General features: G+C 45.2%; 11 protein-coding genes and 2 pseudogenes. 3 read left to right on the top strand and 10 right to left on the bottom strand.

What is annotated here, in order from left to right; translation table 11 throughout:
* From ACFW2W_RS08360 to ACFW2W_RS08335, 6 genes and pseudogenes are all read right to left on the bottom strand, one after another.
* Positions 1 to 280, bottom strand: a pseudogene (locus ACFW2W_RS08360) (ISL3 family transposase); the annotation flags it as partial.
* Between the two features lie 427 nt (positions 281 to 707).
* Entirely contained in the window at positions 708 to 833 is a 126-nt protein-coding gene (locus ACFW2W_RS08355; RefSeq protein WP_378175921.1) for a hypothetical protein, read from the bottom strand.
* An 8-nt stretch (positions 834 to 841) separates the two neighbouring features.
* Positions 842 to 1,385: pseudogene (locus ACFW2W_RS08350) on the bottom strand (transposase).
* A gap of 2 nt (positions 1,386 to 1,387) precedes the next feature.
* The gene (locus ACFW2W_RS08345; protein WP_378175919.1) at positions 1,388 to 1,696 is read right to left on the bottom strand and encodes a transposase; all 309 of its coding nucleotides are present in this window, start codon (positions 1,694 to 1,696) and stop codon (positions 1,388 to 1,390) included.
* 420 nt (positions 1,697 to 2,116) lie between these two features.
* Positions 2,117 to 2,320, bottom strand: a complete 204-nt coding sequence (locus ACFW2W_RS08340) for a hypothetical protein (protein ID WP_378175917.1) — start codon at positions 2,318 to 2,320, stop codon at positions 2,117 to 2,119.
* Between the two features lie 135 nt (positions 2,321 to 2,455).
* Complete coding sequence (locus tag ACFW2W_RS08335) at positions 2,456 to 3,673, bottom strand: hypothetical protein (protein ID WP_378175915.1); 1,218 nt, start codon at positions 3,671 to 3,673, stop codon at positions 2,456 to 2,458.
* Between the two features lie 889 nt (positions 3,674 to 4,562).
* On the opposite strand from ACFW2W_RS08335, the gene ACFW2W_RS08330 reads away from it, so the two are divergent.
* Complete coding sequence (locus ACFW2W_RS08330; RefSeq protein ID WP_378175913.1) at positions 4,563 to 4,982, top strand: Spy/CpxP family protein refolding chaperone; 420 nt, start codon at positions 4,563 to 4,565, stop codon at positions 4,980 to 4,982.
* 378 nt (positions 4,983 to 5,360) lie between these two features.
* Positions 5,361 to 6,185, top strand: coding sequence for a zinc-dependent peptidase (locus tag ACFW2W_RS08325; RefSeq protein ID WP_378175911.1), 825 nt, complete (start codon positions 5,361 to 5,363; stop codon positions 6,183 to 6,185).
* Between the two features lie 96 nt (positions 6,186 to 6,281).
* Here ACFW2W_RS08325 and ACFW2W_RS08320 read toward each other — a convergent pair whose 3' ends face one another.
* Both ACFW2W_RS08320 and ACFW2W_RS08315 read right to left on the bottom strand, forming a co-directional pair.
* Complete coding sequence (locus ACFW2W_RS08320) at positions 6,282 to 6,947, bottom strand: 3'-5' exonuclease (RefSeq protein WP_378175908.1); 666 nt, start codon at positions 6,945 to 6,947, stop codon at positions 6,282 to 6,284.
* The gene (locus ACFW2W_RS08315; RefSeq protein ID WP_378175905.1) at positions 6,920 to 9,094 is read right to left on the bottom strand and encodes a UvrD-helicase domain-containing protein; all 2,175 of its coding nucleotides are present in this window, start codon (positions 9,092 to 9,094) and stop codon (positions 6,920 to 6,922) included. The genes ACFW2W_RS08320 and ACFW2W_RS08315 overlap by 28 nt, the downstream gene beginning before the upstream one ends.
* 454 nt (positions 9,095 to 9,548) lie before the next feature.
* Between ACFW2W_RS08315 and ACFW2W_RS08310 the strand changes: the two genes are divergently transcribed.
* Positions 9,549 to 11,837, top strand: a complete 2,289-nt coding sequence (locus ACFW2W_RS08310) for an ATP-binding protein (RefSeq protein ID WP_378175902.1) — start codon at positions 9,549 to 9,551, stop codon at positions 11,835 to 11,837.
* 127 nt (positions 11,838 to 11,964) lie between these two features.
* Here the strand turns inward: ACFW2W_RS08310 and ACFW2W_RS08305 are convergent, their stop codons facing one another.
* Together ACFW2W_RS08305 and ACFW2W_RS08300 are read right to left on the bottom strand one after the other, a co-directional pair.
* Positions 11,965 to 12,375 (bottom strand): EamA family transporter, encoded by a 411-nt coding sequence (locus tag ACFW2W_RS08305; RefSeq protein WP_378175899.1) that lies wholly within the window; start codon positions 12,373 to 12,375, stop codon positions 11,965 to 11,967.
* A gap of 212 nt (positions 12,376 to 12,587) precedes the next feature.
* Positions 12,588 to 13,583 (bottom strand): hypothetical protein, encoded by a 996-nt coding sequence (locus ACFW2W_RS08300; protein WP_378175896.1) that lies wholly within the window; start codon positions 13,581 to 13,583, stop codon positions 12,588 to 12,590.
* Between the last annotated feature and the right edge of the window lie 7 nt (positions 13,584 to 13,590).

Here is a 13,590-nt window from a genome sequence, read left to right as displayed (position 1 = left end):
TTTTTAGATTCAAAGGTTTTAAATTTTTTAAGGCTTCGGATGCATCTTTTAACATCCGTTCTATCTCTTCTGTTGTCACTATACCTTTCGACGCTACGCTATGAATATCCGAATCTAAAACTTCTTGGATTATCTTCTCTGCAAGTCTCTTTGTATAAGTTCTTTTCTTTTTCACAAAATCTAGGTTTTCACTAAATGGTTTTTTACATATTTCACATTTGAATTGCCGTCTATTAATTTCTAAAAATACTGATTTTTCTCCCAAAGGTATGTCTTTCACAATATGTCGATTGATGCGGTTTGTAAAATTATTCCAATCCCAGTGTGAAACCGATGTGATATGACTTTGAGAGAGTCTAAATCTAGAAGCTCTGTTAGAATTTTAATATCTCTTTTGCTAGCCATAGCTGTAAATTCACCTAAAAATACTATGCTTATATTTATAGTTAATAAAAAATAGTCTTTACATGTCAATCTGTTCAATCCTTTTAGTAACTTTTTGAGATATTTCTTAATGTTTTTTCTAATTATAACTAGTGTTTTGGCATAAAAAGTACTGAAGAGCCAAAATTATTAGAAGAGCTTAATAAATTTGCAGATAATTATCTCGAAAATGCACCTAGCAACGCTCCTGTCAAACCAGAAAACTCAAGTGTTTGTTTAGAGAAGAGTTTATTGTGCGATCACTTTGCAAAAGCTGGCTTCAATTAGTGCGATCGCTCATCGCGTAGGTTGGGTTGATGCAGGAAACCCAACATCTGATTATTCACTACCAACACAACCATCACATTCAATGGGACTATCGGCACCCCAATTTCTTGTATAGAACCCATTTGAGATCTCAAGAAGAAGCTGCAAGCCTTTTAATCATTAGCCTGATGAAGCAAAGGTTGATTTTGGCAGTTGCATTCGCGGCGGGTTCGCTCAAAGTTTTTAGTCAGGATTTTACAGCGCTCCATCCAGGCATTGGATCGTTCAATGACCCACCGGGCGATAGCTGGAACGAATCCAGATTTTCCCTGTGCTGCCTTCTCTTGTTTCGAGGGTTTCGTCGAGAGTTGAAACTTAATTTTCGTCATGATTTCGGGATAAACCGGCTCTAATGCCTGAGTTAAATGTTCCGGGTGATAACCATGGTCTAACAGGATGGTAATTTTCGGAATACTAACCGGTTTAGCCTTGAAATAGTCGAGGTTGAGCGTCAGCATCTCGACCAATCCCGCATCGTCACAGACGTTGGCATTTGTGCAGTGAGTGAAGAAGGGAAACCCAAGTGTATCAACAGCTAGATGCCTTTTAATCCCATTGGTTGATTTGTAGAAACAATACCCTTTTGAATCCGCGCTGGCATTGCAGGTGTTTTTCACGGCTTGGGAATCAATGATGATTAACGTCGTCCACTTGGGCTTTTTTTTACTGGCTCGCGTACTTGTCCGTGCAAAGCACTCATCAGTTCCTCAAACACTCCAGCGGCTCGCCACTGCTTGTAGTGCCAATAGACGGTTGAGTAGGGCGGAAAATCTTGAGGCAAGTCTTGCCAATTGCAGCCATTCTTGAGTTGATAGAGGATGCCATCCACAATCTCTCGCTTTGTCCAGTTGGGAGGGCGTGTCTGTTTCTGCGTCGGTAACTTCTGGAGCAGCAAGGGTTCAAAAATTTCCCATTCTGGATCCGTGAGACTGCTGGAATATGCCATAGCGACTAGATTAGAGGGGGTAGGTGCCTTCATTCACCATTATAAAAAATGTCAAATGGGTTCTATAAGCACCATCCTGCACACAGTGATGAAAACTGGAATATATCCAATATGATTGGCGCTGCGACTAATCCATGCTTGAGCGGATTGGAATGAATGTAGTCTACATACTGCATGAAATCCGTTTCCAGCAAGAATTTGATGCTCCCATTCATCGACGCTGCCAGATAGCTTGCTCGCCTTTACTTAAACGCGATGCTGAGCGATATTGTTTGTACTGTTCAGGGCAACGACGGCTAAATTCACTCTTATAGAAACCCCTTCCCAGCCCTCCCCGAAACGGAGAGGGAGCAAGATTCAAGATTTATTCCCCCCGAAACGGGGGGAATGAGGGGGGTTAATTTGATTCATACAAGAAGTCTAGTGGAGATGATCGGGTAGAATAGCGATTGGCTTTACCAGTACCCAAAGAGCGATCGCATCAATAATAAATGGCAATCTGGGCTTGATTGTGCCAAAAGCTGTGCGGAGCAATTCTACTGTTTCAGGTTCCCGGAATAAGGCAAGGCGTTGGTAGATGACACCGGGGGTTTTGGCACGGCGGTATTGAATAAGTTGACCCATCAGTTTTTTTCAGGATGGGCAAGAGGAATATAATTCTAATAATTTAACAGGTGTGTTGGGTTTCAAGAGCGTCAACCCAACCTACGATAGAGCGATCGCACTGGTTGGGCTGCTGCCTCTCGTTCCGTTCTCCGCTTACTGCGGAGGTAAGTTGGGCTGGGCGATGACGGGGCAGTTGATGATCGCCCGCGTCGGTCTCAAGCCAGCGACGTAGCTGTTACCGGGTCCGGGCGGATTAATGGAAGCGCTGGCGATCAATCCATCCCGCACCAAGCCTTCGAGATCGCCAAAGGAGGTGATCCGGCGCATCTTACCGTCCTTGACCGCCTTCTCCGTCCACATGTTCACATGAGCGTCCCAAAGCGGGCTGTAGTTATTCGACTGCGAGCGATTGTCGTTGTCGGGGTCAATGGGGAAAACATTGATCGGGTCAATCCCTGCGTTGGCAATCGAAGCGGCAAAGCCCTGATCCTGATGCGTCTTGGTGTCGGTGATCCCGTTCAACACCGGGGAGAATCCCAGCAGCGCCGAGCGGTCGCTGGGGCGCGATTGACCGTATCCCAATACCTTGGCTAAGCGCGGCGTGTGTACTCCGTTCTCCAGCGCCGCTGGCAATTCTTCGGAAACGTCCGTTACCAGATGATAATAGTACTGCTTGCCGCCCTGAAAACCGTCCAGAAGAGACAGCGTTACTGTGCGCTTTTGGAGATCGATTGACTTGACCCGGTCGTGGGTTCCCGAAGCGTTATTCACCATCTGCACGTTCAGGACGACGCCGCTGGGCAGGACAACCATTGAAGACCATTCGGCGTCGCCGACGGCACCGGCTTTAGCCGTCTTGGGCGGGAAGGGCATCGTCATTGAGCCGGGGATGACCAGATGCTCCGGCGTAAAGTCCACATTGCCCCGGAAGCGCATTACGCCATCATCCAGGGTCACACGCTGCGCCCCGTCGCCCACGGCGTGGCGCAGCTTGGGAGCGTAGTTGAGACCCATCTTACGCGCCACGTCGAAGTCGGATGCGTCGGTGATGATGTAGTAAACAGGTTCATTCTTCGGGGAGAGACCGCGAAACAGCGGCAGCGTCACGAAGGCCGCGCGATAAGTGAAGTTGACCTCCAGCGCGCTCTTGACGAAGACGTTGTCCTCCTTCTTGAAATTGACGGCGGTCGCCGGAGAGTAGGCGGGCCGACCGGATTCGCGGGCCGCCGTGGTCTGCAAAGTGTTCGCTTCTTTCATGCCGTCCTGAGCTGAAGCGGGCGCGCCGGTAAGGGCGGGCAGCGCTGTCAGGACGGCGAAAGCGGCAACGGCGATGCGGCGCGAGGTCGGTTGGAACGGTAGTTGGAACGTCATGAGAAATCTCGTTGTGTGGCGAAACGGATGCGCCTTTATGTTTTTAATCTACCGTTTCCTCATCACGCTTTTTCACGGACTTATTCTTTTTTGGTCACGAAACCTGTTTTTTGTCAAGAAGCGCGAAACACAAAAAAACGCCCCGATCGGCGGCGCTGTTGTTCTAGGAGTATTCGTAGGTAATGTTCAATGACAGGAAACGCGACCCTGCTTTTCCTGGTATCGTTGGTGATACTCTTCGACGCGGAAACATCATTTTCGTTTCGGTCACGGCTTGGCAGACGATTCAAAACGGTATTCCTGCGATGTCGGCACTTGGGAAGCGGCTTCGTCGATCCACAACGTCAAAGAACCACGCGCTCTCAAAGTCGCGTTATACTCGTGCCAGCGCATCGCCGTAGGGAATGGAAAACGCTCTTGAAACCCAACATCTCTTTATTCACTACCAACACGACAATTCCATTCAATCGGACTATCCACACCCCAATCTCTTGTATAAGCACCATCCTGCACACAGTGATGAAAACTGGAAGCAAAGTTGAGGCGTGACAGGCATAATGCTCATCTTGAAGCTATAAAAGCGTAATCGCTTTTCATGAGTCAACAGAGCGATCGCTCACATTAGTTTTGGCTGTATGTAGAAGTGCGATCGCCTTTGGTACGCTACGCGATCGCTTTTCCGGAGTGAACAATTCAGAGAATCTCTCAACCGCCCATTTCCTTGCCTAGTAAAGGCTATAGGCGATACATCTGAGAGATGTGGCAAATAGGACACGATGAGTTTTAACCAAGACTGAACCATCTTCACCCTTGCCTGGTCTAAGGTAATACAACAATCGGATCTGTTGTTGCTGCACACTAACAACCCGGAATTTCCACACTTATGAAGATGAAACCTTTGTTCTTCTTGCCAGGCGCGATCGCGTTGATGCTTGCCGCTTCCCCAATGATTCCCGCTTTCACTAACGTTGCCTTTGCAGGTCCTGGTCGTGCCGGTGGCGCAGGAATGAAGTACAACCAGCTGAATTTGACTGATGCTCAAAAAGCACAAATGCAGCAAATTAAAGAGTCTACACGGCAGCAAATGGATGCTATTTTCACCCCGGAGCAAAAGGAACAAATGCGCCTTGCTAAAGAGCAACGGCAAAGACCTAATCTGAACCTGAGTGAAGACCAAAAATCAAGAATCAAAGCGGTTCGCCAGAGTACCAAGAGCCAGATGGAAGCAGTGCTGACTGCTGACCAAAAGCAACAACTTGAGCAATTGCGTCAGCAATGGCGTCAACGCCGTCAACAACCACAGTCCTAACGGGGGCGTTGCTCTTGCTTTGTCAGAAAAAGTAGCTCGAAAAGAGTTTACCTAGCCAGTACGAAGCATTAAGGGGGTATGGGAATAATCACTTCCCATGCCTTTTTATTGTCATCAAAAATAGAGGGACTTTCAATCTGAGCTGCAATCGCTTTGCTTCGCGCTTAACGTGCCTCGCTCTCACGGTTTATCGTCCCATCAGCGCGATCGCTCAAATCCAGTCAGAATATTAGCATCTAATGATAGTATCCTTGCTCAAATTGAGTAAAATGTGATGTTCTGTCCTATGCCATTAGCTGTGTACATACGAAGTAGGGCTAAATCAGCTTACATCTAGAGAGGAAATTGAATCCTATAGCATAAATTGCTCAAAAATCAATGTTTGAAATAATTATTATTTTTCTGATTATTGGGCTGATTATCGCGGGAATTTTAGTCAATCCTGCCCTAGTTAAACGGCGACGAAACCGTCTCCGACAGCGTCCTTTTTTACCACTGTGGAATGCGATTGTTGAGAATAATCTTCCTATTTACCTTTTTCTTTCTCCCGCTGAACGAAAACGGCTTCAGGGACACATTCAAGTATTTTTAGCCGAAAAACAATTTATTGGTTGTGGAGGATTAGAGGTAACGGAAGAAATGAAGGTGATTGTTGCGACTGTCGCCTGTTTACTCTTACTCAACGAGCGAGAAACCTACTTTCCTAAACTTCGTTCGATTCTGGTTTACCCTAGCACATATCTTGTTAATGAAACCGCTTACACTGGGAATTATATTGTTGAAGAAAGACGTGTAGCCAGACTGGGGGAATCGTGGACAAATGACCAACTGGTACTGTCTTGGGAACAGGTGAAACACGATACTTACAACTGGCGGGATGGACATAACGTGGTGCTTCATGAATTTGCCCATCAGTTGGATCAAGAAGATGGTAAAGCTGAGGGTGTTCCTATTTTGCAGCGAGACTCAGACTATGATCTTTGGGCAAAGGTGATGACACAAGAATATCAACAACTCTGCAATGATGTTCAACGAGGCGTAAAAACGGTAATGAATAGTTATGGTGCAACGAATCCCGCCGAATTTTTTGCCGTAGCAACAGAGACATTCTTTGAAAAACCGCACCAATTACTGAAGAAGCATCCAGCACTTTATGAGCAACTACAAGGTTACTATCAACTAGATCCGGTGCAATGGGTTTAGATATGTTCAACTCAACCTAAGGTGAGGCGCGATCGCACTGCGTCCACCTTCGATAATATAAGAACCGACAGGGATTACAAATCGCACCCTCATGGTCTAAAACAGGATATCGTCAAATTCGAGATTTGGAATATTGTCAACGACGCAAGTCAACTGACCTCCGTTAACCCGATAGGTCGCCAGCATCTTCTCAAAATCGTCATAAAACCGCACCTCAATTCCAACAGCACGAGAAATCCACTCAGCGTCATCAAAAAATTGTTGTAATGAGAAGTTTTGTGCTGGATAGGTGCGACACCAAGCACACCATCCAGTTGTTCTCCAGCGATAGCCTTCAGCCTTGAGCAAGTCTCTGATCGCGTAAGTACCGTTTCCATTCCGTCCCGCTTGGTTCCCTACCTTGATAGTGAGGTGTTTTACCGACCCAACCAAAGACTGATAATTAGACCAATTCACTGAAGAAATGGTTTTTCTGCTCCTCAATTCTTCAAGAAAAGGCGATACGTTGTTCGTTTCAGTGAGGATAAACAAATGCTCTACTTCACGAGTTAATGCAACGTAGAAAAGACGGCGTTCCTCGTCAAACACCTTCTGAATACTATCACCAAAAACACGAGAAAGCATCAAGTCGGGATGGAGTAAGGGGTAACACCGAGGGACAGCATCTAGTATGATGACTACCTTTTTTTCTAGACCTTTGTACTTGTGAGCTGTCGATATAGTTACCTTGTGCCTTAAGTTTTCAGGTAGATAGGATCGCACTTGTTGTAGAAAACTATCGAGTACGCCATCCTCGACTTATTCCGGCGCTCTCTGTAATTCACATACCACGGTAAACTGTTCTTGCGACTGAGCAAAACAATGTCTTTGTCTTCCTGAATAGCCTTGTCCACTAGGCGTAATACGGCAGGTGTTAAGGTATCTCCTGGATGATCTTCTAACTCTTTTTGGGTTGGCTGAAAAGTTCCTAGATCGGCAATCTCAACGACTCCTAATATGCTCTTATGAGCGCGGGCAGGAGTACCTAATCCCTGCATCAATGTATTGCTGATATCGACAATCGAAGTCGCCGAGCGGTAATTGGTAGCTATGTTTAGTTTGCGCGATGGCTGAAAAAATTGCGCGAAATTTTGATAAAACCGGAGGTCAGAACCAGCGAAGCCATTGATTGCTTGCCAGTCATCTCCAACACAGAAAAAGAGCGCTTGAGGATTCTGTTCTCGAATTGCTTCTATTAAATTGTGAAATAGTTCTGAGAAGTCTTGATATTCATCAATGAACACGTATCGCAGATGCTTCAAATCTCCAACGCCAGATTTACGGCGAAATACAGTTTTTCCTGATGCAACGATCTCAGCGGCTCTTTGCATCAGTCCATCAAAATCGTCCTCGCCTGTTGCCTTAAGACGTTCCAGATAGGACTTATAAAATGTTTGTGCAAGCCCCAAAAAACGTTGCTCGATACTGTTAGCACAGCTATGAGTATCAACGATTATGGCTAACTTTTCTGAGGTGAGGGACAGTTTGCGGCATCGCTGGATGAATCCCACTACTGCCTTAGTAAATCGGTCTATAGCGCGGTCTTTGATTCGCAACCAAATTTCTTCTTCGCTCAAGCGATCGCAAGTAATTCCGAAATCTTCAATAGAGCGCTTTAACAAAGTACAAAAACCTTCCACGCCTTCATGCTTTAAAGAACTTGGAGAGAGTTCAAGTAAACGCCAGTTAGAATTATTTTGCCAATACAGTCGCTTTTTAGCGGACATTGCATCATAATCTGGATCGCCTTCGAGTCCGAAATATTCTAGAACTATCCCTTGGTTGTCTCCAGTAAAAATTGTAAAGTCAGGGCGGTAATTGATTCCACCCCCCCAAAAATTACGCTCGTATTTATATTTGATATTGTGTTCAAATAGGAAGTCAGCAATGACCTTCTCGCCAAAAGATTTAAGGTATGTTCCATCAAGTCCTTCTCTTGGCAATGAGCGGCGGTAACGCAGCATCTCTTCAGGACTTTTGTCGTAGCCCCCCGAAGCGATGCGCTCCCAGTCTTCACGAAAGTGCGCCATCATCAAAACACGAATTTCTTCGCGGTAATCTGGGTCGCGTAGGTAGTCGTCAATTACAGACTGTAGGGCGCGGCTTTTACTTTGTTCACCATTTGGTTCGTCAAAAAGTAGGCTTTCTTCAGGATGAACCAAAGCGTAGGCTAATGCGTGAAAGGTCATTACATGAGGAATAGAACCTTGTAGCTGCTTGGCGAGGCGCTCTCGTATTTCCTCTGCTGCTTTACGATTGAAGGCTAACAACAACATCTCATCGGGTGCGATGCCGCAATGTTTCTGTAAAAACAAAGCTCGGTTGACCAAAGTAGAGGTTTTACCACTCCCAGCCCTAGCCACTACTTGAACATGACTTTCAACTGCACCAATAGCTGCTGCTTGTTCAAGATCAGGCTTGGAGTTCAAGTGATTTTTTACCCAAGATTGCACATAATTCGACTTTTCAGTTTGATACTCCTGAAGCGATATATGCTTAGAATAATTAGCTTGATAAAAGCTGTAAGCATTGAGAAAGTTTTGTTCAAAATAATTATTCAGGCTCTTAAGCAAAGCCAATTTTTCTGATAGCTGTTCCGGTTGTGTTAATTTAAGAATTTCTCCAAGCGGAATAGGTGGATTTATCTTTCCAAATTCTTTAAGAAATAGTATTTTTTCATATTTACAATTGTTCAATGGGAAGCTTAAGTAGTTTATGGTCAGGGTAGTATGTCTCACGGAGGATACTATTCCTGTCCCCATTGAAAAGTGTGTAACTTGTCTTTTAAGAAGAAGTTTCCATGCTACAGGGTTATCGCCAATGGCTTTAACAAAACTTTGAACATTGTCAATCGATGAACAGCTATTCATAAATGAACCTGCATTGTAATACGCTATCCGTTGGGAAAAGCTTTGAGTCTTGCAGCGACTTGAACGCCTATTTCTAGTTTTCCCGCAGAGTGATCAGGTCTAACACCGACTTCAAACGAGATCGCCTCCCACGGACAACCTCTCAACTACACCCTCACCCAGGACTGATGATTACTAAGGGCGATCGCATCGTTTAGCTTTTGCTGCACGCAGACACCAGCGCGAACTGACTTTTTCTGCGCTTCGCTATCGCAAGCGAGGCTGCTTAATCGCAGACTGAAACGAAACCAGGCAATTCTGACAACTGGGCTTGAATTAAGCTGCGATCGCTATCGTTTAAGCTTTTCTACTGAAACTTAAGCTCAGATGGTATTTTTCCACTCCATTCGGGAACTATAAGGTAAGATGCAATACCTTTGTGTACTTACTTCAAACTTTCGGTTGAGCGACCCCCTTGAACATCAAAACAGATCGTCCTGCTAAGAATACTCAACAGTTCCCCCTGCGTCTGATTCTTATAGTTCCCTTTTTATTACAAATATTTGCAGCGGTAGGATTAGTTGGCTATCTCTCATTTATAAACGGGCAGAAAGCAGTCAATGACCTAGCCAATCAACTAATTGACAAAGCCAGTCAACAGGTTGACGAACACTTGGATACTTATCTGGCACTACCACAGCAGTTGAACCAAATCAATGCAGATGCGATCGCTTCTGGACGATTAAATCTGAATAACCCCAAAGCTAGTGAGCAGTATTTCTGGAGTCAAGCCAGAGCTTTTAAAAATCTTAGCTACATTGGCTGCGCCTTACCGGATGGCAGAGAATCAGGCGCGGGGCGTTGGGTCAATGGAGTCGATCTTCTTGTCTATGAAAATCCCCGCAGAGGCGGTCTGGCATCAGACTATCTCGCTGACGAGCAGGGAAATCGTGTCAGTCTTGTGCAAAGCTATCAAAACGATCCGTTAGCGAACCTTTGGAATAAACAAGTGCTGAGAACACGTAGACCAGGCTGGTCTGGAATCTCTACGTTTGAGACAAGCACTGTAGAAATGGCTGAAGCAGGCAAGGCACTGGAAAGCCAAAACCCAGTTTCCAATGTTGGGATCAATTACTATGTCGCAGTCCCGGCTAGATATCCAGTTTATGACCAGAAGGGTAATCTGTTGGGTCTTCTGATGGTAGATTTGCTGCTAACGAATGTGAGTGAATTTCTTCGCAACCTGAAAGTTAGCCCTTCCGGACAAGTTTTTATCATGGAACGCGATGGCTTGCTGATTGGCAGTTCCAGCACTAAACCAGTAGTACACAAAGTCGATGGCAAAACAAGTCGGTTTAGTGCGCTAGAAAGCTCAGATCCGTTGATTCGCGCTGTGGCAGAAAAATTAAAAAAACAATTTAATAATTTCAAAACCCTTCAAAATACTCAAGAAATTGAGGTGATATTCAACGGGCAGCGTCAGTTTATTCAGGTCACTCCTTGGCGCGATGGCTTTGGTTTAGACTGGCTGGTGGTGGTCACCGTGCCGGAATCTGATTTCAATTCCCAAATTAACGCCAACACTCGCACAACTATCGTCCTGTGTCTGGGAGCATTGGCAGTGGCAACGCTCTTGGGAATCTACACATCACGCTGGATTACTCGCCCCATCTTAAAGTTGAGTTTGGCATCCGAAGCCATTGCCATCGGACAGTTAGACCAAACGATTGCAACTACCAACATCAAAGAGTTAGATGCAGTGGCACACTCCTTTAACCACATGGCTTCTCAGTTACAAGATTCCTTTAACGAACTGGCACAGACTAACGCCGAATTGGAAAATCGAGTCGAAGCTCGTACTGCAGAACTCTCACAAACCCTGGTTGATTTGCGGCGCACTCAAATACAACTGATTCAGACCGAAAAAATGTCCAGTTTGGGACAATTGGTTGCTGGAGTAGCGCATGAAATTAATAATCCGGTCAACTTTATTCATGGCAATTTAATATATACAGAAAAATATGCTCAAAACTTGCTGAATCTGGTAGATATTTACCAGCAGCAATATCCCAATTCCACTGCAAACATTCAAGATCAGATTGAAGAGATCGACCTCGACTTTCTCAGACAAGATTTTCCCAAGTTGCTGACCTCAATGCGAGTAGGAGCCGAGCGCATTCGGGAAATTGTCAAATCTCTCCGCAACTTTTCCCGTCTAGATGAAGCAGAATTCAAAGAGGTGGATATTCATGAAGGATTAGATAGCACATTACTAATCTTATTCAACCGCTTGAAACAAACTCCCGATCATCCAGGTATTCAAGTCATTAAAGACTATAGCCAACTGCCGTTGGTAGAATGCTATCCGGGACAACTCAACCAGGTGTTCATGAACGTGCTGTCAAATGCAATCGATGCCTTGCATGAATACGATCGGGAACGTACCTTTGAAGAGATTGTAGGTAATCCAAGTATCATTCGCATTTCCACTGAACTAAGTCATTCTAAGGGGGTGATTGTTCGCATAGCGGATAACGGTCTAGGAATGGCGGAGGATGTGCGAACCAAACTTTTTGATCCGTTCTTCACCACCAAGCCGATTGGCAAAGGGACTGGTTTAGGACTCTCCATCAGTTATCAAGTTGTGACCGAAAAACATGGCGGGAAATTGAATTGTCATTCCACACCGGGACAAGGAGCAGAATTTGCAATGGAGATACCCATTAGCCAAACTCTTAAACCCCTAAAGGGGGCGTTGGCGTAGGCTGTGGGAAGCTCCAGAGGGTATCCGCCCCGCTTTGCGATCGCGTTCTAACAATTAACTTAAAATTACCGCCTTCTATTAATAACTAACTCAAAGACCCGTTACAACTAGCTATTTTGATAAATCCCTAAGCAGTCACTAGAATCATTGCTAAAATAGCCAGCGCAATTCCTACGCTCTGCTGGAGTGTGACTGATTCATGCAATATAAATACCGCCAGAAGGATGCTGATAACGGGGTAAAGGGCAGACATCGTTGCCACCAAAGTGACTGGACCTTTGGAAACTGCTTGAAGGAAGCAAAAAGCACCTATAAAACCCAGCATCCCCGTGGTTATAGCAAAGGCAATACCTTTTGGATGTACGTCCAGTTGGAATCGCGAAGAAACGAGGACGATTACCCCTAATATTAAAGCGCCCACTACTTCGTAAACAATCGCACTTTTTGGTTCCAAATAGGTCGTGGTCAGTTTAGGAATAAACCCCCAAAATCCCCATACGATTAAAGCGCCTAATGTTGGTAATATCCAGCCTTGCATTGTTTAATAACCTCGCCTTCAAACAATAATTAACCCTTTTCAGGACTTACGCAACATCACCACATTTGGGGGCAACCACAGAGGGATTGAACCCGAAAAAACGCTATATGTATAAGCTTTGCGTAAGTCCTGCTTTTATTATTTGTAGAGAAGCGCATGGCACGTCTCTACAAATGTTCCTGCTCACATTAAAGCAGAATGGCTATCCGCAATCAAATCAAATCAGATTTAGGTACGCCAACAACCACAAGCCAGTTCAATCCATATTCCTCCTGCCAAGGAGTTACATAAATAAACTGATGTTCGCCGTTTAAGGAGAAATCAAACTGTTGACTGTCCTGAATCGTTTGAAAGTTGTTAAACCGTTTTTGCAACTCTTCAGCAATAGAACGAATCGCTAGATTTGGCGTGTTGAGAGCATTAAACCGTTCCAGTCTGCCATCCACTCTATGCACAATGGAATGCTCATCAGCACTACCCACCAACATTCCATCGCGCTCTATGATAAAAACTTGTCCAGAAGGAGTAACTTTCAGGGTACCCAGAAACTTGCTGATTTCGCTTAGTAGCACATCAACAATTGCCAACCCAAATAGCTTGCCATCTTTGTCATAGAGTGGACGTTCGGCATTAACCGCCACATAATTCTGATAACCGACATTAGAGGAGGTATCTTCAGGTTGCACAGACTCTTCGTCAGCAACCTCTACATCATCAATATCAGCCGTAAAGATGTGCGTCCAAATCGGTTTTCCTGCCTCAAGCGCCTGTTTATGCCAAGACTGCGACAGGGCATCATAATCATAGCTTTGGATCAGATGAGTGCGGTTTCCCTGCTCATCGGTTGCATAATCGCAGCCTTGAAAATTCCGATTTTCGTAAACCGACAATTGTGTTCTCTCGATCCATCTTCCAGCGCCTGATTCTTTACTACCGTCAGTTAAGGCAAAACCGATGTAGCTAATACTGGGAAAGATTTTAGCAAGCCTCCATAAATGCTGTTCGCTAGCGATCGCATTGTTGAGATCCAGTTGACCCGCAGCAACTATCTCTGCATTCAGTTGATTCAGTTGGTGGGGTAGCGCCATATACGCAGTCAACCGTTCGCTGACCCGCTGACCAGCTTGGCTGATTAATCGATATGCCAAGTTATGGACTGCCTCGGTCAATTCCACTTTGTCTGAGTTTGTTTGATGTTGATCTGTCATTTGCATA

The organism is Coleofasciculus sp. H7-2 (assembly GCF_042747725.1).
Lineage (GTDB): Bacteria > Cyanobacteriota > Cyanobacteriia > Cyanobacteriales > FACHB-T130 > FACHB-T130.
Note: the sequence above shows the minus strand (reverse complement) of the source record. Positions and strands in the feature narration are given on the sequence as shown.